Here is a 19,182-nt window from a genome sequence, read left to right as displayed (position 1 = left end):
ACCGGTGCGCTGCTCGCCTGGACCGACCTTACCGGCTGGGAACGCGTATCAGAGACCATTTACATGCTGCACACCGGACAGGGAGCGGCGACGCTCGGCCTCGTTCTGGGGCTGATGGCGCTCGGCGTCCCGGCCATGGGTGTGACTGGCGTTGTCGTCTGGCTCGCGGGACGGAGGGGGCGGCCGCGCGTCCGGGGCAATCAGCCCGCGGGACGCGCCGAGACGATCCTGCTCGTCGGCAGCGAGGGCGGCAGCACCTGGGGCTTTGCCGCGACGCTGCACGCTGCACTGGCGCAAGCCGGGCAGAGCGTCCATGTCGGCCCGATGTCGGGCTTCGCGCCAGACCGTTACGCGCGGGCCGAGCGCATCATCCTGCTGGCCGCGACCTATGGCGACGGGGCGGCGCCGGCCTCTGCCAGGGGGTTCCTCGACCGGCTGAGCGCCCTTGATGGCATGCCGGACATTCCTCTCGCCGTGCTCGGCTTTGGCGACCGCAGCTTTCCGGCCTATTGCGCCTTCGCCAAGGCCGTTGCGGCGGCGGCGCAGGCGAAGGGCTGGCCCGAACTCATGCCGCTCGACACGATCGACCGCCAGTCGCCGCAGGATTTCGCGCGCTGGGGCCGCATGCTTGGCGAGGCGCTCGGGATCCCGCTGGAATTGTCGCACCAGCCCGTCCTTCCGACAACCGAGACGTTGACGCTCGTCTCGCGCCGCGACTACGGCGCCGACGTGCAGGCCCCGACCGCGATCCTCCGCTTCGCCCTGCCGCGCGTCTCGCTCTGGCAGCGGCTGACCGGGGCGGGTTTAGCACGGTTCGAGGCCGGCGACCTGATCGGCATCCTGCCCGAAGGAAGCGCCGTCCCGCGGCTCTACTCGCTCGCCTCCGGACGCCGCGACGGCTTCATCGAGATCGTCGTGAAGAAGCACCCCGGCGGCCTGTGCTCGGGTCAGCTCACGGCGCTGCAGCCGGGTGACACGGTGAGCGCGTTCCTGCGCCCCAACCCCGGTTTCCGTCCGGGCCGGAGCCGGGCGCCGCTGATCCTGATCGGCGCGGGGACCGGCATCGGGCCGCTTGCGGGCTTTGTGCGCGACAACGCGCGCCGCAGGTCCATCCACCTGTTCTTCGGCATGCGCCATCCCGACAGCGACTTCTTCTTCGGCGAGGATCTGGCGACCTGGCAGGACGAGGGGCGTCTGACCCGGCTGGTCACGGCCGTCTCACGCGGGGCGCGTCCCCACTATGTCCAGGACGCTTTGCGGGGCGAGGCTATCCTGGTCGCGGACCTCATCCGCAACGGCGCGCGCGTGATGGTCTGCGGCGGACGCGACATGGCGGCCGACGTGGCCGAGGCGCTGGCCGAGATCCTCGCGCCGACCGGGCTTTCGCCCGCGGTCCTGAAGGCGGAGGGGCGGTATGTCGAAGATGTCTACTGACCTGGCGCGCATCGCCCTGAACGGCCCCACGATGGGCACGCGCTGGCAGGCCACGTTCTTCGCGGAGCCGGACTTCGACCCGGCCCCGATCCGCGCGGCGCTGCAGGCGGCCGTGGAAGAGGTGGACGGACAGATGTCGACCTGGAACGCGGGCAGCGACCTGATGCGGCTCAACGCGGCGCCGGTGGGAGAATGGGTGGCGGTGCCCGCGCAACTGGCCTCGGTCCTGCGCCTCGGCCTCGAGATCGGGCGCGCCTCGGGCGGGGCGTTCGACATCGGCATGGGCGACGCGGTAACGGCCTGGGGCTTCGGGCCCGGGGACGCTGTGCCCGAGGGTATCCGCGCAGCGATGGCCGTCCAGCGTCGCCCGGCGCACAAGGTCCTGGAGTTCGACGGTGACCACATCCGCAAGTCCGCGCCCATTGCGCTCGACCTCAACGGCATCGCCAAAGGCTATGGCGTCGACCGGCTCGCCGAGACCTTGCGCGACCATGGGATTTCGGATGGACTCGTCGGGATCGATGGCGAGATGTGTGCAATGGGCCTCCGGCCGGATGGCGAGGCCTGGACCATCGCGGTCGAGGCGCCGGACCCCGACCGCCGGACGCCGCATTCGATCCTCGCGCTGCAGGATGCCGCCGTCGCGACCTCGGGCGACTACCGCCACTGGGTCGAGGTGCAGGGCCGTCGTCTGTCTCACACGATGGACCCGAGGCGCGGCGCGCCGCTGCTCGCGTCGCCGGCCTCCGTCACGGTGTTGGCCCGCACCTGCGCCGAGGCCGATGCCTGGGCGACGGCCCTCATGGTGCTCGGGCCGGACAAGGGCGCGGCGCTCGCAAGACGAAGCGGGCTCGACGCCCTGTTCCTCTTGCGCGATGATGATGCCAGCGCACGGGGCGTGGGAGTCGGACGACTATTTTCCGAAGAGCCAGCGGCAATCGCCTCCGCCGGGGAAAGATGAGCCGCATGGAAACCACCCGCACCGATCGCCTCAAGCCCGTCATCCTTCTGCTGGCCGTGGCCGGGCTGACGTCCGGACTTGCAATCCACTTCGCGGGTCGGCCCGACATCGCCGACCTCGTCTGGCTCGTCGGCGTCGTTCCCGCGCTCGCCGCGCTCGTCGTCGAGATCCTGCGCAGCCTGCGCTCCGGCGAGGTGGGCCTCGATATCGTCGCCGCGCTCTCGATGACGGCGGCGCTCGTCTTCGGCGAGACGCTCGCGGCGGCGGTCGTCGCGGTGATGTATTCCGGCGGCACCTTCCTCGAAGCCTTCGCCGAGGGCCGCGCCCGGCGCGAGATGCACGATCTCCTGTCCCGCGTGCCCCGGACCGCGACCCGGCACCGCAATGGCGGGCTGGAGGACGTGCCCCTCGACGAGATCGCGCCGGGCGACCTGCTCCTGATCCGACAGGGCGACGTGGTGCCGGTGGACGGCACCGTTGCGTCAAGGGCCGCCTTTCTCGACACCTCGGCGCTGACGGGGGGAGTCCCTGCCGGTGCGGCTGGCGCGCGGCGCCGACGCCATGAGCGGCTCGACCAACGCGGGCGAGGCTTTCGACCTGACCGCGACCCGCGAGGCGAAGGACAGCACCTATGCCGGGATCGTCCGGCTGGTGGAGGAGGCGCAGGCGTCCAAGGCACCGATGTCGCGGCTGGCCGACCGCTGGTCGCTGGGCTTTCTCGCGGTCACGGTCAGCATCGCCTTCGCCGCCTGGTGGGTCACCGGCGATCCGATCCGGGCCGTCGCCGTGCTGGTCGTCGCCACGCCCTGTCCGCTGATCCTGGCCGTGCCTGTCGCGCTCGTCGCAGGCCTGTCGCGCGCAGCGCATTTCGGCGTGCTGATCAAGGGCGCGGGACCGCTCGAGACGATGGCGCGCATCCGCACGCTGATCCTCGACAAGACCGGAACGCTGACCGATGGCCGGCCGCAGATCGTGTCGATCGACAGCCACGACGGCATGGCAGAGAACGATATCCTGCGCATCGCGGCCTAGCTCGACCAGGCCTCGAAGCACCCGGTGGCGCAGGCCATCGTCGCCGCGGCAAAGGCGCGGGGGTTCACGCTCCCCGTGCCTGAAGATGTCGCCGAGATCCCGGGCGAAGGCGTCGTGGGCCATGTCGAGGGCCGCAAGGTCATCGTCGGTGGAGATGCCTTCGTCGCGTCCCGCGTCGGACGGCGGCCCGGCGATCATTCCGCCATCGCCGCCGGCTCGGTCCTGGTCGCCGTCGCCGTCGACGGGCACATGGCCGGGCACCTCGTCATGTCCGACCCCCTGCGCGAGGGCGCGGCCGCGATGCTCGACGGTCTGCGCCGCGAGGGGATCGCGCGCATCCTGCTCGCCACCGGCGACCGCGCGGACGTGGCCGAGCGTGTGACCGAGGGGCTTGGCCTCGATGGGCTGCGCGCCGGCCTCTCGCCCGATCAGAAGGTTCTGCTCGTGCTCAGTGAGCGCAAGCACGGGCCGGTGATGATGGTGGGCGACGGCATCAACGATGCGCCCGCGCTCGCCGCGGCAGATGTCGGCGTGGCGATGGGCGCACGGGGCGCAGCAGCATCGGCGGAGGCGGCGGACGTCGTGCTTCTCGTCGACCGGATCGACCGGCTCGGGCCCGGGATCGAGATCGCGCGCGGCGCGCGCCGCATCGCCTTGGAAAGCGTCGTCGTCGGGATCGGCCTTTCGGTCGTGGGCATGATCGCCGCAGCCTTGGGTTACCTCACCCCGGTACAGGGCGCGCTCCTGCAGGAGGTGATCGATGTCGCCGTGATCCTGAACGCCCTGCGAGCGCTGCGTATCGCACCGCACGAACCCGCCACACCGCAGCCACAGGCGGTCTCCTCCGGGCAGGCCGACATCCTGCACGGCGCCACGCCGTGACGGGCGGTCGGCCTCAACGGTTTTCCCTCCTCGTCGCAGCGACGCGTCCCGGGAAACGCTGAACGAAAGGCGACATCCGCCATCCGTCCGCCGGGCTTGCATGACCACCTTCGCCTGCGGCATCACCATCCACGGATACGAGGTGGAGACGGTGGCAAGGAAGACGATCAACAAGGAGAACCTTGCGGCTATTGGCGCCGAGGCTCTGGCCGATCTGCTGCTGGACGTCACACGGGGCAACAGCGCCCTTCGGCCAGATCAGCGGCGCGCATGGATATCGATCACGTTCGCCCAGGTCTCGACGGACCGGCTCTGCTAACGCGGGAAGGGCCGATCACCATGGGGTGGAGCCGGGAAGGCGGGCATGGGATGTCTTTTCTGTTGCGTCCCCAGTTTCCCCCTGGCGCCGCGAAAACGGGAAAGGCGAACGCTCCCTATCCGGGACGCTCCGGGGTAACGCGGCTTGAATCCCCTGCCCCTTCGCCGATACCGTAAGGCGAGGTGGGAAAAGGCAACGCGTCCACCATGCACGAGTCGACGGTGACGACGAAAGGCCAAACCACGCTGCCGAAGGCCGTGCGGCTTGCTCTCGGTCTCTCGCGCGGGGACCGGGTCCGCTACGTCATCCGCGACGGCGAGATCCGGCTACTGAAGGTGCAGCCTGTCGCCCGGCTGGCGGACCTCCTGGCCCGGCCGGACCGCGGCGCCCGTCAGCCTGGACGAGATGGAGGCGGCTATCGTGCGCGGCGCTACCGAGGGTGACGACGCTTGATCGCCACCGACACCAATGTCCTCCGACCTGATGATCGCCGCGGCGGCACGTCGGACGGATGCGATCCCGCTCGTCACCTCGACCGGAAGACGACGCGCATCCCCGGCGTCGAACTCATCGGGCACGCGTCCTGACATGATCGGCTCTCGCGACCTGAACGTCCTGATGTATCTCTACGCGGCCGATCGCGACGACGTGGACAACGGGGCGTTCACCGAAGCCCTTCGCTGGATGCTCCGGCGCGTGGACGGTGACAAGGCGTCCGCCGCCGACGCGAAGAGGATCGAGCGGTACCTCAAGAGCCCGGACACCGGCGAGGACCGCGACGCCGATCTCCCACCGGCCATCCGACATGCGACCTTTCGGCAGCTAGTCCGAAGACTGGAGTGGCGGGATCCTGACCCAGGCATGCTCGATGAGCTCCTCGAGCTCTCCTCCGACGAGTATTCCTTCCGGCAGGTCGGCACTGCACGGCAGGACGTGAGACCATGGCGCGGCTTCTCGTCCTGGCTGCGAGGCATTCTCCATGGAGCTGAACATGCATCCCGCTCGGCCGACGTAGACTCCTGGCGCTTCACGCTGTTTCGGACCGTGGTCGACGAAATCGAGCGGATCGAACTTGCCGGCGCGGATTTCGACCTCCTTGACGGCAAGGAGCGCGTGGAACGGTTCAAGGCGGCGCTTCGGCGGGAACCTTACGCACATTCCCCGATGGGCCTGGAGATCGCCGGACTTCTCGCCGTCCCTCGACAGGAAAACTCCGCGCGAGCGAAGGCGCTCGGGTTCGGACTCGGTGTAACGGCACTCTTGTGGCAGATCGCCCTGATCGAAGCGCTGTTCTTCGATCGAGCACCCGGAAGCAACCAGCCCAGCATCATGCCGGCCGAAACCGGAACCGGCGCGTGGTCGGGAGGGGAAGCATGGATCGCCATGTTGCGCGGGCTCGCGGAACAGGCATCGCCGGATGCCCCGCCGAAAGGCAGAAGGGGGCGCCCGCCAAAGTACAAGCCGCTGGCCGACTTCCTGTGCATGGCCCGGGAGGATGGCGGCGACGCGGAATGGATCGCGAAGAGGCTGAGCAGTCTCGACCGCGGCAAGAGCCCTCTCAGGTTCTCGGACGTCAACTTCTTGTGGACGTCCGCGGAAGCAGCCTGCCGGATTGCTGTGGCGGACAGCGGCTGGCCGGATTCCGCCCTGGAGGAGCGCCTGTTCGAGATCCTGTTTTTAGGCCATGTGGCTGGTTTTCTCGGACATCTGGAGCGCATGGTCGACAGGCCCGAGGTCCTGGAGCGCGTTCCGGATGTCCTGACGGTCCTGCATCACGCCTGGGAGGACTGGCCGAGGCTGGCGCGGCACGCGCGCGAGAGGTTCGGGGAGCTGAAGGCCGCGGCGCAGCAGGAGGCGCGAGGCCTGCGGCAGGACGCATAGGCGGGGCGCACGCGCCCCGCCTCAACTTCAGGTCAGAGTCCGCGAAACCGCGTTCTACTCTTGACCTGCACGTTCTTCCCAGTCGTCGGGCCGGTCGTCGTAACCTCGGTCCGACCAGTAGGTATCGTTGTTCGGGTTCATCTGATCCGAGTGGTTGTCGTTCTCGTCCTTGGTGTGGTCGTTTCCGCTGTAACGTCCCATGGGGCTCTCCTTCTTTCAATATCGCCGCTCTTTCGGCTCTTCCGTGGGACCATCCCACGAAGCCGGGATAGTCGATTCCCGGCAGGAATTTCCGGTGTTCCGCGGGACATTCTCGTCCGGCGCCGGAAGGCGCGCCCGCAGCGCGCCTGAACGCCCCGCCCTTGCCCCGGTCACTTCTTCTTCCCGGTGCCCGGAGGGTTGTTCGACGGCCCCTTGTCCGACCTGTTACCCGTCGTCGCGGGCCAGCCACCGGCGTTGCCCGGTCCTTTTCCCTTTGCCATCGTGAACTCCTTTAGGCTCTTCCGTGGGACCATCCCACGAAGCCGGCATAGTCGATTCCCGGCAGGAATTTCCGGTATCCCGCGGGACAATGAGATCAGCCTGGCAAGGGGCAGTCCTGTCTCAGGCGCGAGTCGCGCAGCGAACGCCACGCGGTCCATCCCGGGCGCCGCGCGCCTCGCGTCGAGGTCGGCCCCGAGCCGCACGCGAAACGCAAGGGGCTATTGACCGACAAGGGCATCCAGCCATCTGTCTGGCCAGTCTCGGAAGGGGGGGGGTGGAGGGTATCATCATGCGCCGCGAGATAGGGGGCGACCGGGGAAAGACGACCCGCGCGGCGCAAGGGCTGCGTCAACCGCCCCCCTAACCCTCGACCTCGACCATCACCTCGTTGCGGCGCAGGAAGGGCGGTGTGAAAGGATCGTTGTAATAGGCGTATTCCACGGGGCCGACCGCCGTCAGGCCGCGATCTTCGATCCACGCCATCACACGATTGGTGGCGGCCTCGAAATTCGCATCGCTCCATTGCCCGGAAAACCGCAACGCCGCCATGCGGCGTGGCGGGATCTCGGCCAGCCGGACGTCGCCGGCTGGCGCCGGAAGATCATCGAGGGACAGGCCCGACGGCATGATGAACGACACCGTCCATCCATCCGTGGATGGCTCCTGGGTGACCGGCGCGGTCATCGCGATCTTGCCGTCCGGGGCGACCTGGGTCACCGGGGCCGTCATCGCGATCTTCTCGCCGCCACGCTCTTTGGCGAAGATGTAGTTCGCCAGGGGCCCGAACGCGGCGCGCACGGCGGTATCACGCGCACCCGGCCGCGTCACGCTGGCGACAACAAGGGCGGGGTATCGGCGCAGTTCGAATGCGCCATCGGACAGGTCGAGGGTGTAATCGGGCGTTTCGACCGACCGGGTCAGCCAAAGTGTGCCGGCAACCGCGGTGACGACGACGACACCGGCAAGGCCCCACACAAGTTTGCCCACGGTTTCCACTCCTTGCTTTCGGCCTCGGACAAGCCCCCCGGTTATCTCGGGCCACTCCGGTGGATGGTTGCACGGTGGGACCGAAAACGAAGGGGCCGGGCTAAAACCGCCCAGCCCCGATCCTGGGGAGACAGGAATTCAGCGGCGCGTTACTCGGCGGGGACGGCGTTGGCCGGGGCTTGCGCCTTGCGGCGGCGGGTTTCGGCAAGCTTTTCCTCGGTCTGGCGCATGTTGATGTAGGCAAAGGCGACGACGAAGCCGAGCGTGCCGAGCATGAGAGGGCCGATGATGTCCATTTCCAGTTCCCTTGTGTCTAGCGTGGTTTTGACAGGGGTACGGGACCAAAGGCCGCCCGGATCACGCCACCGCCGAAAAATTATGTGGATTCAGGTGCATACTTTGCATGCGGCGATGTAATGAATTGATCGGTCACGGGAGATCCCGGTCTGACCCAGCGTGATAAAACCAACGTGAGTCGAAAGAACGGCTAGCGACGGGCGGCACGGACAAGGACCTCGACGCCGCGGACGCCCGCTGCCTGAAACCAGCGGCCGACACCGTAAGCCCCGCCGCGCACGGCTAGCGGCCTGACGCGCCGTACGAGGCCGACACGCCACGGACGCACCGCCGAAAACGGCGGCCCGGCAACGCTCGTTACGCGGCAGCCTTGGCGCACCCCGAAAGATGCCTATCTAATTCAGGATTCGCCACCTCGCATCCGAGGTTCGACATGCCTGCCGCAACGCTGCTCGACCTTGTCATGGCACAGCCCAATGCGCGCAACAGGCCATGGTGCCCGCGCGTTGGAGGCCACCGATGATCGTCCTCCGCGTTACCTGGGGGATTGTCGGGCTTCTGTCGCTTGGCCTGGGCATTCTGGGCATGTTCCTCCCGCTCCTGCCAACCACCGGCTTTCTTCTGATCGCCGCCTTCTGCTTTGCCAGGTCGTCACCGGCGCTCCATGACTGGCTCGTCAATCACCGCCATCTGGGCGGCCCCATCACCAGCTGGCGCGAGCATCGCGCGATCTCGACACGGTCAAAACGACTGGCAATTGCCTCTATGGGCGCGGCCTTCCTGCTCAGCGTGCTGCTGGGCATGGCAGGCTGGGTTCTGGCGCTCCAGGCGGTGGTCCTGACCACGGTCGGTACCTATCTGGTAACGCGTCCCACGCCGCCTGAAGCGTAGACCCGCGGCGCTTCGGCAAGCTGGCGCGGTCTATGCGGACGGAGCACTCCGTCCACCTGCTTGGGCTTCCGGCGTAGCACCCTGCCCCAAGGCGCTCGTCGGGGTTGGCCAGGAAAAATCCCGGCACCTCCTCTCGTGGCACTGGATGCGCGACGATCCCGGATCGCCGCCCAAGGCGGGCGCCGTCCCGTGCAATCCTGTCATGTTGGGCTTTCCGGTTGTCGATGTCAGGGTGGCGGAGTTTCCTTTGAAAATGGAACGAGCGCCACCGCGCTCGTGGTCGTCTCCCGTCGGTGGCCGGGACGTCGAAGACCGCCAAGGACAGCCTTCCTTGACAGACGCCATGGGAATTCGTCCGGGATGCACGTTGTCGCCGCTGCTCGAGCGGGTTCCACCACCTTCGGGGAATGATCAGGTCCCCGCAGCGCGCTGCGTTCTTGGTGATGCGCGACAATGGTCACGAGCGTCCAGTCGTGCTGCCTCCTTTCTCTTCGCTCATCGTACAGTCCTCGACGGCATTCTCATGCCGGTCCGTCATACGGAGGATATGGAACGATTGAATTCAGCCGGAAAAGCTTTCTCTTCATGAATCCACGGGTCATCCATCCGGACCTTGCCGCGACCGCCCTCATGCCGTCCGCCGGACTTGCATGACCACCTCCGCCTGCGGCATCACCGTCCACGGATACGGGGCGGAGACGGTGGCAAGGAAGACGCTCAACAAGGAGAACCTTGCGGCCCTTGGCGCCGAGGCGCTGGCCGATCTGTTGCTGGAGGTGACGCGGGGCAACCGCGCCCTTCAGCAGCGCCTGAGGCTGGAACTGAGCGCGCGCGCCGGGCCCATGGATATCGCCCGGGACATCCGCAAGCGGTTTGCCCAGCTCCGGCGGGCAAGCGGGTTCATCTCGTGGCAAAAACAGAAGGCCTTTGCCCGGGAATTGTCCGATCTCGTCGATCTGATCACCACACGGATCGCCCCCGATGCCCCGGGCGAGGCGTTCGACCTGCTCTGGACCTTTCTCCAGCTTGCCCCGAATATCCACGAGCGCACCGATGACAGCAACGGCGTGATCGGCGGCGTCATGGATGATGCCATGGCGGCAATCGGCGATCTGGCCCCGCGCCTTGATCTCGACCCGGAGGCGCTGGCCGACCGGGTCTTCGAGGCGATGCAGGACAACGGGTACGGCGAATTCGACGGCGCGATCCCGGCGCTTGCCGAGGCGCTCGGGTCCTCTGGCCTGGAGCGGTTGAAGACGCTGGCCAGGGCCGCCGAGGTCGCGCCGCTGACCGGTGCCGACCTGGCCCGCTACGACTTCGTTGCGGATGAGGCGCGCCGTAGCAGCCTGGCGCTGGAGGGGCGCAATCGAACCGCGGCGATGATCCTGCAGGACGTGGCCGACCTGCAGGGCGATGTCGATGCCTACATGGCCCGCTCGTCAAGCGTCTCCTCGACGATCCGCAGCTTCTCGGCGGCACTCCAGCGGCGTCGACGGCCACCATCGGTGATGATCTCTATCTCAGACATAAGCACGTGCTCAGGCATATGCCTAAGCCTCCATGGTCATGCCCAAGTGTCCGGTCAAAAAGGGGGCCAGTTCACCGCCGCCTCTCCTCCTGCTTGCCTTTAGGGCGCTCATTCAAGCCAGAGGCTGCACGTTCCATGTCGCTCAAGCACGAAGCGCCCTTCCTGACGGTGCTTTCGCCAGAGCCGCCACTGCGCTTGTATTCAAAGTGTATGGTGTGTCGCACGAGGAGAGCACGATGGGACTCGCAGATTGGCCGGGAAAGAGCGCCGCCGGTCCTGAGCAAGTGGAACATCTGGCAGTCCATCACATGCTGGACGTTTCGGCCGTCGCCGAATGCCTGATCGGGCCCTTCGGATTTGACCGACCGTTACGGGAGGCTCTGGTCCTTCTCGTTGCCCTGCACGATCTGGTCAAGATCAGTGACAGCTTCCGGAGGATGCTGCGCGAGGATATCCCGCAATCCTTCCGCCACTGGGAATTGACCGAGGCACTCCTGCTCGAACTGGATCCCGCTTTGGCAGCGCATCTCAGGGGCGACCCCTGGCACCGGCAGACGCTGTATGCAGCCGTTGCGGGGCACCACGGGCGCCCGTCAAAGCGCAACATGGGCGGGCTTGAATGGTCCGGGCGACGGCCGCGCGATTACCGCCTCGCGCTGGAGGCTGTCGGCTCGGGCCTGGACGACGCCCGCGCGGCGGTGATGGCGTTTTGTGCCCTGTTTCCGGAAGCGTCTCTTGACGGGTTGTCCGATGATCGAACGATCGCCCTTTCCTGGTGGCTCCCGGGCTTTTGCACGGTTGCGGACTGGATCGGGTCGAATACGGACTTGCTCAGGCCGCCGACCTCGTGCCCCGCCCTGCCGGATTACCGGGCCAAGGCGCGCGAAGCGGCGCGCACAGCCGTGGCCGGGGCGGGTCTTGCGTCCGGCCGTGCGCGCGACATCCGGCTGTTCGATTTCAAGCTCCGACCCATGCAGGCCTCTTGTGCAGAGGTTCCCTTGACCGACGGCCCGACGCTGGCCGTCATTGAAGACGAGACCGGCGCGGGCAAGACCGAGGCGGCGCTGATCCTGGCGCAGCGGATGCTGCTGGCGGGCAAGGGTCGGGGGCTGTTTTTCGCACTGCCGACGATGGCGACGGCCGATGCGATGTTTCGGCGTGCGGCCGAAACCGTCGGGCGGCTGTTCGATCGGCAGACGACCCTGACGCTGGCGCATGGCCGGGCAGGTCTTTCGGTGGATTTCCGCGATATCTTGAAAGGCGGGCCGCGCGGCGAGGATGAGGCGACCTGTTCGGACTGGCTGGCCGAGAGCCGCCGCCGCGCCTTGCTGGCCGATGTCGGGGTCGGCACGATCGACCAGGCACTGTTGTCGGTGTTGCCGGTGAAGTTCCAGGCTTTGCGCCATTTTGGGCTGTCTTCGAAGATCCTGATTGTGGACGAGGTCCACGAACTGGGCGAGCCTTATATCGGTGCCGAACTCGAGGCGCTGCTTCGCATGCATCGTGCGGCTGGCGGCTCGGCGATCCTGCTGACGGCAACCTTGCCGATGGCGCAACGGGCGCGGCTGCTGTCCATCTATGGCGGTGCGTCTGACAGCCCGGCCTATCCGGCGCTGACAGTCGCGGGCGGCACGACAATGACCGGTCTTCGGCGGGACACCGGCCCCGGGAAGGGCGCGGTGCGGATCGAGCAGTTGTCGCGTCCGGACGAAGCGGTCGAGGTTCTGTCCGAATGGGCCGGTAAGGGCGCCGCCTGTGTCTGGGTGCGCAACGCCGTGGACGATGCCATCGCCGCGGTCGTGATGCTTCGCGAAAAGGGGATCGCGGCGCATCTGCTGCATGCCCGCTTCGCGCTGAGCGACCGCAAGCGGATCGAGGCCGAGGTTCTGGCACGCGCCGGCAAGGAGGGCCAAGGGCGCGAGGGCTTCGTTTTGGTCGGAACCCAGGTCCTGGAATCCTCTCTGGATCTCGATTTCGACGTGATGGTGTCCGACCTCGCGCCGATGGCCGCCCTGATCCAGCGCGCCGGGCGGTTGTGGCGGCACATGGACCGGCGCCCCGCCGCATCGCGCCCGGTTCCCGCGCCGGTCCTGCATGTGCTGTCGCCCGATCCGGCGCAGGTTGCCGATGCCCACTGGCTACACGGTACGATTGACCGTGGCGCGTGGGTCTATCCGGTGGCCGATCAGTGGCGCACGGCGGACGTGCTGTTCCGGGCTGGCCGGATCGAGGCACCCTCGGGGCTGCGCGCCTTGATCGAGGCTGTACATGGTGAGGAAGCGGGGCCGGTTCCCGAGGCGCTACTCGAGGCTGAGGTCACGGCCGAAGGTAAGGGCGCCGCGGCGCGCGGACATGCGGCGCAGAACATCGTCGATCTGGCCGCGGGCTATCGTGCAGGCGGTCAGGCCAATGACGACGCCCGCTATCCAACGCGGCTGGGCGAGGCGCAGCGGGTGCTGGTGCTGGCCCGGCGGGAGACGAGCGGATTGCGGGCCTGGGCGGACGAGGCGGGGCCTGAGGCGTGGCCCCTGTCCGAGGTCTCCGCCCGCCTCAGCCGGCTGGATGCGCTTCCGCTGCCAGACCAGTCGGCGCCCGAGATCGTGGCCGTCACCCGCGATTGGCCCGAGTGGAAGCGCGCCGAGTACCATCTGTGCCCGGTCGCCGAGGACGGAACGATCTGTGCGGGGTTGCGGTATGAAGAGGAATACGGTTTGATCTTTCAATCCTTGGCGTAACCAGGGATGACCCATGTTCGGGCGAAGACGAAGATCGGTTCCCCACCCTAGTGGGGATGTTAACAGAACACCTAATAAGTGTTCAGGTGAAGATGAAGATAATTATTGACCTGCGGTTCGCGCAGTGCTTTAATAGAAAAGCCCCAAGCCGGAATCCGACCTGGGGCTATCTCTAACGCCCATCCTAGCCGTTACCGCGGCCAGAAACAGAGAGGTTGGCACAGTGCAAAAAATACCCTGAGATCCTGCTCTTGGACAGCTTTTCTTACCATGCTCCGAGAGCGCAGGCAAGGGCGCCACCGCTCTTGCCTGTTTTTGACTTGTCGAATGGGAGCATGACAGTTTCTGACGCACTGCGTTGTTACTATCCCCTCCAGCGAACGGGCTGCCCTCTCGTGTTTCTTGCGATCGGAGTTTTTCATGCCCCTCAATTTGATCGAAAACCCGTGGATTCCGGTTCTCTGCGCCGATGGCGCGCGGCGAACGATCGCGCCTTGGCAGATGACGGAACCGGACATCCTGCGCCCCGACTGGCCGCGTGCCGATCTAAACATCGCCTGTCATGAACTCCTGATCGGGCTGGTATTTCTGGCCGACCCGCCAGCGAACAACGGCGAATGGCAGCGCCGGACAGCGCCCGACCCGCAGCGCCTGAAGGACCGGTTGGCCCCTTTCGCGCCCGCGTTCAACCTGCTGAGCGAGGGGCCGCGGTTCCTTCAGGAACTAGAGCCTCTGGCGGGCGCCGCGAACCCGGTGGACATGCTGTTCATCGACAGTTCCGGGGCGAACGCGGCGAAGAACAATGCCGACCTCATGGTCCACCGCGGTCGCTACCCGCGGATTGACCTGCCGCTGGCGGCCATGACGCTCTACGCCTTTCAAGCCCATGCCCCGGCGGGAGGCGCCGGAAACCGCACCTCGATGCGGGGTGGCGGGCCGCTGGTCACGCTTGTCGATCCGGGCGAAGGGCTGTGGTCGCTGGTCTGGGCCAACGTCCCCTGCGGCGCGCCCGGCAAATTGGGCGACCTCCCCTGGATGCGGCCGACGAACATCTCTGACAAGGGCCAGCAGACCCTGCCGCCCGAGGGGCAGGTCTTCGGGGCCGAGGCGTTCTTCGGCATGCCGCGGCGGCTGCGCCTGATCGGGGACGACGAGGGGATCACCGGTGTGATCCAGAAACCCTGGGGCACGAACTATGCGCTGTGGAAACACCCGCTCAGCCCCCATTACCGCCTGAAGCCGGGCGAGGAATGGCTGCCGAAACACCCGCGTGCAGGCCGATTCGGCTATCGCAACTGGCTCGGCGTCGTGGCGCAGGAGGTGGGCAGCGAAACCTCGGAACGGTCGCTGTCCCTGCGCGACTGGGGGCAGCGGGGCGGCGAGGCCTCGATCATCGTCGCGGGCTGGGCCATGGACAACATGAAGCCGCGTGATTTCACCCTGTCCGTTCAACCCCTGCTGAACCTGCCCGTCGAGGCCGAGGACCGGCTGGTGGGGATGATCCTTGCGGCCGAGGCGGCCGGCGTCGTCCTGCGCGGGGCGCTGGAGCCCGTTCTGGCGGCTGGCGAGGCCCGCGAGGCCGAGCGCGAGGCGTTCTTTGCCGGGACCGAGGATCGCTTCCTCAAACGGGTTCAGGCGCTGAAGGCAGGGGATGACCCGCGGGGCGCGTGGCTTGCCGATCTGCGCAAACAGGCGCTGCGGCAGTTCGATGCGCTGGCCGTGCCGGGCCTCGACCAGCGCGAAACCGACCGGATCGCGCGGATCGTCGAGGCGCGGAAACACCTGGCAGGCGCGTTCGCGGGCTTTGGCAAGCAGGGGCGGGACATCTTTACCCATCTCGGGATGGAACCTCCCGCGGCGAAGAAGGGGAAAGCGGCATGAGCGATGACGGCAAGACGCCGGGCGGAATTGTCCTTGGCTGGTGGAGCACGCATATCGGCGCGCGCGACAGCGCGGCAGCCCGTGCACTCGCGGCCCGGCTTAGGCGGGCGGCGCCGATGGCGGTGCTGTGCGAGCCGGCCGTGCAGGATCTTGCCCGGGCGCTGGGGATCGGTCCCGGTCGGGCGGGCGACATCGTCCGGCTCGCCGGTCTGCTGGCCGAGGTGCGCGAACATGATGGCGCGCCTCTCGCCCGGCGTCTGGGTGGGGCGGAACCGATCCTGTCCCATCTGCGGTTCCAGCGCCTGATGCGCGCAGAAGGCGATGAACTGACCGCGCTGCTGCGCCGCGCGATTGCCATGGCGGACCGGCGCTGCAACGTCGCCGCGCTGGCGGGTGACCTGTTGCACTGGGAGGCCGCCCGGCCGCGCTGGTGCTTTCACTATTTCGGGGCTGATGCGCCCAGGGACGAGTTGAAGGAGACGATCGAATGAGCACCTTTCTGCAATTCCATTTGCTGACCAGCTATGGCCCCTCGAACCCGAACCGCGACGACCAGGGCCGCCCGAAGCAGGCGATGGTCGGCGGCAGCCCGCGCCTGCGGATGTCTTCTCAGTCGATCAAGCGCGCCCTGCGCGAGAGCGCGTTCTTCGAACTGGACCTGAAGGACAACATGGGCACGCGCACCAAGCGTTTATATGGCGAGCTGGTCCATCGGCTGGTGGGGCAAGGCGCGCCGGAGAAGGCGGCCCGCGAGGCCGCCGAGCAGGTCGCCGCGATCTTCGGCAAGCTGGAGGTGCCGAAGAAGGACGAGGAGACGCGGGTGGCAACGACGCTGGCCTTCATCTCGCCCGAGGAGTGGCGCCTAGCCGAGGACCTGGCGGGCAAGATCATCGCGGGCGAGGACCTGCCCAAGGAAAAGGATCTGAAGAAGCTGGTGCTTCGCCGGGCCGATGGTGCCGTGGACATCGCGATGTTCGGGCGGATGCTGGCCGATGATGCCGATTTCAACCGCGACGCGGCGGTGCAGGTGGCCCATGCCATCACCACGCATCCCGCGCAGGCCGAGGAAGACTGGTATTCGGCGGTGGACGATCTGAACAAGGCTGAAGAGACCGGGGCTGGCCACCTCGGGGAGACTGCATTCGGGTCGGGGGTCTATTACCAGTATGTCTGCGTGAATGCCGATCTGCTGATCGAGAACCTCGCGGGCGACCGGGAGCTTGCCGCGAAGGGCGCCGAGGCCCTGGCGCGCGCCATCGCGCAGACCACCCCGCGCGGCAAGCAGAACAGCTTTGCCCACCATCCACGGGCCCACTATGTCCTGGCCGAGAAAGGGCCGCAGGCCCCGCGCGACCTCTCGGGCGCCTTTTTCGAGCCGGTCAGGAAACCGCCCTTCCTCGACAATTCCGTGGCCGCGCTGACCAGGACCCGCGCCGATATCGACGCGGCCTATGGGCAGGCCTGGGAGGCCGACTGCGTCCTGCATGTGGGCATTGGCGGCACGCTGGACGATATCGTGCGCTTTGCAGGCGATGCGGTGCGGGGAGCGTGATGCGGCCCTATCTGGTGTTCAGTCTGGCCGCCACGCTCGGCGCGATGGGCGAACTAGCCGGGCATGAGCGCCGCGGCTCGCTGGTCTGGCCGGGGCGCTCGGCGATCCTCGGGCTGCTCGGCGCCGCCATGGGGATCGACCGGCGCGGCGACTTCTCCGCGCTGGACGCTCTGGAAATGGCCGTCGCCGTCTTCGACAGCGGCGCCCCCTTGCGTGACTACCACACGGTCGAAACCGTGCCTTCGTCCGCTGCGAGGCGGCCGAACTCTCGCCCCGAGGCTCTTGCCGCCGCGCGCGGGCGCACCAACACCACGATCACGTTGCGCGACTACCGGTCCGGGGGGCTCTACGGTGTGGCAGTCTGGGGCGATGGGTTGGAGACGCTGGCGGCGGCGCTGACACGTCCTCACTACGCGCTGTACCTCGGCCGCAAGTCCTGTCCCCTCGCGGCCCCACCGGCGGCCAAGGTGATCGAGGCGGACAGCGCCGAGGCCGCGCTGGCGCATATGACATTGCCGCCCTGGCGCCGTGCGGACCGGTTCGGCGCGCCCGCCACGGCCCGCATGCTGATCTGCGACGCGACGGAGGAGGACGCTGTCCGGGAACAGGTCCACGATGTTCCCCGCGACCGGTCGCTCTGGCATTTCGCGCCGCGCCGCGTCGCGCTCCGCGATGTCGCGATCACCGTGGGAGGCGCGCCATGAGCCTCTACCTCAGCCGAATCCGCCTGTCGCGGAGCCCCTCGGCGCAGGCGCTCGCGGGGCTCCTGAACCCGTCCGAGGCCGGGCAGCGCCGGTCGGCCCATCACAGGCTCCTCTGGGCGGCCTTCGCAGATGGCCCGGACCGCCGCCGCGATTTCCTGTGGCGTGAAGATCGGGACGGGACGTTCCTAACCTTGTCGGAACGGCCGCCCCAGCCGATGGACCTGTTCGAACCGCACGAGGTCAAGGACTTTGCGCCGGCGCTGGCGCCCGGCCAGAGGCTCGACTTCGTCCTGCGCGCCAATGCGACACGGACGAAGCGGGAAGGTCGCCACCGCGTCGACGTCGTGATGGATGCTCTGCACGACGTTCCGCAGGGCGCGCGCGCCTCCGAGCGAATGGCGGCGGCAGGGCGGGAGGGCGCGGCCTGGCTTGCCCGCCAGGGCGAGGCGTCGGGGTTCAAGGTCGTGATCGCGACGGCCGGCGACTACTCGACCGTGGCCCTTCCCGATCACCGCGGCCCGCGCAAGGGGCAGCCGCAATTCGGCATCCTCGATCTCGAGGGCCGCATCGAGGTGACAGACCCTGCCGCTTTCCTAGCCCGGCTGGCACGCGGTTTCGGCCGCGCCAAGGCGTTCGGCTGCGGGCTGATGCTGATCCGTCGGGCAGCATGAGCGGGAACGGCCTTCCCGGCCTGCCGCCACCACGGCCGATCCCGCTGAAGGACCGCGCCTCGCTGGTCTTCGTCGAGCGCGCCCGGCTCGACGTGGCCGACGGCGCCTTCGTCGCGCTCAATGCCGATGGAACGCGCACCCAGATCCCCGTCGGCGGTCTGGCCGGGATCATGCTGGAACCCGGTGCACGCATATCGCATGCAGCCGTCGCGCTGGCGGCGCGGGTCGGCACGCTGATCACCTGGGTCGGCGAAGGCGGCGTAAGGCTTTACTCGGCCGGTCAGCCGGGAGGCGCGCGTTCGGACCACCTGCTCTGGCAGGCATCCATCGCGCTCGACGATGCCGCGCGTCTCAGGGTCGTGCGCAAGATGTATGCCATGCGCTTCGGCGAGGCCGCGCCATCGCGCCGTTCCATCGATCAGCTTCGCGGGATCGAGGGCGTGCGGGTCCGCGAATCCTATGCACTTCTCGCCAGGCAGTACGGGGTGGACTGGAAACGCCGCGCCTACGACCCCTCAGACTGGGAGGCCGGCGACATACCCAACCGCTGCCTGTCCGCGGCCACCGCCTGCCTGCATGGCCTGACCGAGGCCGCCGTCCTGGCTGCGGGCTATGCCCCGGCCATCGGCTTCCTGCATACCGGCAAGCCGCTCTCCTTCGTCTACGACATCGCCGATCTCTACAAGATCGAGACCGTCGTGCCCGAGGCCTTCCGGATCGCGGGCCAGGCGGCGAAGGGCAAGCTCGATATGGCGCCCGATCGCGCAGTGCGGCTGGCCTGCCGCGATGCCTTCCGTCGCACGGGGCTTCTGGGCCGCATCATTCCGGCGATCGAAGAGGTGCTGTCGGCTGGCGAACTGCCGCGCCCCGATCCACCGCCCGAGGCCGTGTCCACCGCCTTTCCCGACGCGCCGCCCTCCGGCGATCCGGGACACAGGTGAACC

Annotated in this window: 16 protein-coding genes and 2 pseudogenes; 15 read left to right on the top strand and 3 right to left on the bottom strand. The window is 67.8% G+C overall.

Annotation, left to right across the window (positions count from 1 at the left end):
• The 6 genes and pseudogenes from EV216_RS16525 to EV216_RS16500 all read left to right on the top strand — a co-directional run.
• Positions 1-1,434 (top strand): flavodoxin domain-containing protein (locus EV216_RS16525; RefSeq protein ID WP_207894019.1); only part of this gene is annotated, 1,434 nt, incomplete at its 5' end.
• The gene (locus EV216_RS16520; RefSeq protein ID WP_132696710.1) at positions 1,415-2,395 is read left to right on the top strand and encodes an FAD:protein FMN transferase; all 981 of its coding nucleotides are present in this window, start codon (positions 1,415-1,417) and stop codon (positions 2,393-2,395) included. The genes EV216_RS16525 and EV216_RS16520, both read left to right, overlap by 20 nt.
• A gap of 5 nt (positions 2,396-2,400) precedes the next feature.
• Positions 2,401-4,309: pseudogene (locus EV216_RS16515) on the top strand (heavy metal translocating P-type ATPase).
• Between the two features lie 100 nt (positions 4,310-4,409).
• Positions 4,410-4,628 carry a DUF6880 family protein gene (locus EV216_RS16510; RefSeq protein WP_132696708.1) on the top strand — a complete coding sequence of 73 codons (219 nt, stop codon included), beginning with the start codon at positions 4,410-4,412 and terminating at the stop codon, positions 4,626-4,628.
• A 206-nt stretch (positions 4,629-4,834) separates the two neighbouring features.
• Positions 4,835-5,071, top strand: a complete 237-nt coding sequence (locus EV216_RS16505; protein WP_243642114.1) for an AbrB/MazE/SpoVT family DNA-binding domain-containing protein — start codon at positions 4,835-4,837, stop codon at positions 5,069-5,071.
• A gap of 25 nt (positions 5,072-5,096) precedes the next feature.
• Positions 5,097-6,509, top strand: coding sequence for a hypothetical protein (locus EV216_RS16500; protein ID WP_132696706.1), 1,413 nt, complete (start codon positions 5,097-5,099; stop codon positions 6,507-6,509).
• A gap of 54 nt (positions 6,510-6,563) precedes the next feature.
• Here the strand turns inward: EV216_RS16500 and EV216_RS18385 are convergent, their stop codons facing one another.
• From EV216_RS18385 to EV216_RS18380, 3 genes are all read right to left on the bottom strand, one after another.
• Positions 6,564-6,710 carry a hypothetical protein gene (locus EV216_RS18385; RefSeq protein ID WP_165899303.1) on the bottom strand — a complete coding sequence of 49 codons (147 nt, stop codon included), beginning with the start codon at positions 6,708-6,710 and terminating at the stop codon, positions 6,564-6,566.
• A gap of 642 nt (positions 6,711-7,352) precedes the next feature.
• A complete protein-coding gene (locus EV216_RS16495) occupies positions 7,353-7,979 on the bottom strand; it encodes an SOUL family heme-binding protein (RefSeq protein ID WP_243642113.1) in 627 nt (208 codons plus the stop codon).
• 149 nt (positions 7,980-8,128) lie between these two features.
• A complete protein-coding gene (locus EV216_RS18380; RefSeq protein WP_165899302.1) occupies positions 8,129-8,275 on the bottom strand; it encodes a hypothetical protein in 147 nt (48 codons plus the stop codon).
• Positions 8,276-8,795: 520 nt separating this feature from the next.
• Between EV216_RS18380 and EV216_RS16490 the strand changes: the two genes are divergently transcribed.
• The 9 genes and pseudogenes from EV216_RS16490 (at position 8,796) to cas1e (ending at position 19,179) form a co-directional block, all read left to right on the top strand.
• Positions 8,796-9,167, top strand: coding sequence for a YbaN family protein (locus tag EV216_RS16490; RefSeq protein WP_132696702.1), 372 nt, complete (start codon positions 8,796-8,798; stop codon positions 9,165-9,167).
• A gap of 650 nt (positions 9,168-9,817) precedes the next feature.
• Positions 9,818-10,597 (top strand): annotated as a pseudogene (locus tag EV216_RS18510) (DUF6880 family protein); the annotation flags it as partial.
• 334 nt (positions 10,598-10,931) lie between these two features.
• The gene (cas3, locus tag EV216_RS16480; RefSeq protein ID WP_132696700.1) at positions 10,932-13,430 is read left to right on the top strand and encodes a CRISPR-associated helicase Cas3'; all 2,499 of its coding nucleotides are present in this window, start codon (positions 10,932-10,934) and stop codon (positions 13,428-13,430) included.
• A gap of 420 nt (positions 13,431-13,850) precedes the next feature.
• Entirely contained in the window at positions 13,851-15,311 is a 1,461-nt protein-coding gene (gene casA / locus EV216_RS16475) for a type I-E CRISPR-associated protein Cse1/CasA (RefSeq protein WP_132696698.1), read from the top strand.
• Positions 15,308-15,802, top strand: coding sequence for a type I-E CRISPR-associated protein Cse2/CasB (casB, locus tag EV216_RS16470; protein ID WP_132696696.1), 495 nt, complete (start codon positions 15,308-15,310; stop codon positions 15,800-15,802). Before casA ends, casB begins: the two co-directional genes overlap by 4 nt.
• On the top strand, positions 15,799-16,863 hold the full coding sequence (gene cas7e / locus EV216_RS16465) for a type I-E CRISPR-associated protein Cas7/Cse4/CasC (RefSeq protein WP_132696694.1): 1,065 nt from the start codon (positions 15,799-15,801) through the stop codon (positions 16,861-16,863). The genes casB and cas7e overlap by 4 nt, the downstream gene beginning before the upstream one ends.
• Positions 16,863-17,567: a type I-E CRISPR-associated protein Cas5/CasD gene (cas5e, locus tag EV216_RS16460; protein ID WP_132696692.1), complete on the top strand. Its 705-nt coding sequence runs from the start codon at positions 16,863-16,865 to the stop codon at positions 17,565-17,567. Before cas7e ends, cas5e begins: the two co-directional genes overlap by 1 nt.
• Positions 17,564-18,238, top strand: a complete 675-nt coding sequence (gene cas6e, locus EV216_RS16455) for a type I-E CRISPR-associated protein Cas6/Cse3/CasE (RefSeq protein ID WP_132696690.1) — start codon at positions 17,564-17,566, stop codon at positions 18,236-18,238. The genes cas5e and cas6e overlap by 4 nt, the downstream gene beginning before the upstream one ends.
• Complete coding sequence (gene cas1e, locus EV216_RS16450; RefSeq protein ID WP_132696688.1) at positions 18,235-19,179, top strand: type I-E CRISPR-associated endonuclease Cas1e; 945 nt, start codon at positions 18,235-18,237, stop codon at positions 19,177-19,179. The genes cas6e and cas1e overlap by 4 nt, the downstream gene beginning before the upstream one ends.
• The last annotated feature ends 3 nt before the right edge of the window (positions 19,180-19,182 follow it).

Source organism: Rhodovulum steppense (assembly GCF_004339675.1).
GTDB lineage: Bacteria > Pseudomonadota > Alphaproteobacteria > Rhodobacterales > Rhodobacteraceae > Rhodovulum > Rhodovulum steppense.
This window is presented reverse-complemented; position numbering and strand designations above follow the sequence as displayed.

Excerpts from the sequence above, each read along its gene's own strand:
- cas7e (WP_132696694.1), top strand. The coding sequence starts at position 15,799 with ATGAGCACCTTTCTGCAATTCCATTTGCTGACCAGCTATGGCCCCTCG.
- cas6e (WP_132696690.1), top strand. The coding sequence starts at position 17,564 with ATGAGCCTCTACCTCAGCCGAATCCGCCTGTCGCGGAGCCCCTCGGCG.
- EV216_RS16490 (WP_132696702.1), top strand. The coding sequence starts at position 8,796 with ATGATCGTCCTCCGCGTTACCTGGGGGATTGTCGGGCTTCTGTCGCTT.
- EV216_RS18380 (WP_165899302.1), bottom strand. The coding sequence starts at position 8,275 with ATGGACATCATCGGCCCTCTCATGCTCGGCACGCTCGGCTTCGTCGTC.
- casB (WP_132696696.1), top strand. The coding sequence starts at position 15,308 with ATGAGCGATGACGGCAAGACGCCGGGCGGAATTGTCCTTGGCTGGTGG.
- EV216_RS16520 (WP_132696710.1), top strand. The coding sequence starts at position 1,415 with ATGTCGAAGATGTCTACTGACCTGGCGCGCATCGCCCTGAACGGCCCC.
- EV216_RS16505 (WP_243642114.1), top strand. The coding sequence starts at position 4,835 with ATGCACGAGTCGACGGTGACGACGAAAGGCCAAACCACGCTGCCGAAG.
- EV216_RS16500 (WP_132696706.1), top strand. The coding sequence starts at position 5,097 with ATGTCCTCCGACCTGATGATCGCCGCGGCGGCACGTCGGACGGATGCG.
- EV216_RS16510 (WP_132696708.1), top strand. The coding sequence starts at position 4,410 with ATGACCACCTTCGCCTGCGGCATCACCATCCACGGATACGAGGTGGAG.
- cas5e (WP_132696692.1), top strand. The coding sequence starts at position 16,863 with ATGCGGCCCTATCTGGTGTTCAGTCTGGCCGCCACGCTCGGCGCGATG.
- cas3 (WP_132696700.1), top strand. The coding sequence starts at position 10,932 with ATGGGACTCGCAGATTGGCCGGGAAAGAGCGCCGCCGGTCCTGAGCAA.
- cas1e (WP_132696688.1), top strand. The coding sequence starts at position 18,235 with ATGAGCGGGAACGGCCTTCCCGGCCTGCCGCCACCACGGCCGATCCCG.
- EV216_RS18385 (WP_165899303.1), bottom strand. The coding sequence starts at position 6,710 with ATGGGACGTTACAGCGGAAACGACCACACCAAGGACGAGAACGACAAC.
- casA (WP_132696698.1), top strand. The coding sequence starts at position 13,851 with ATGCCCCTCAATTTGATCGAAAACCCGTGGATTCCGGTTCTCTGCGCC.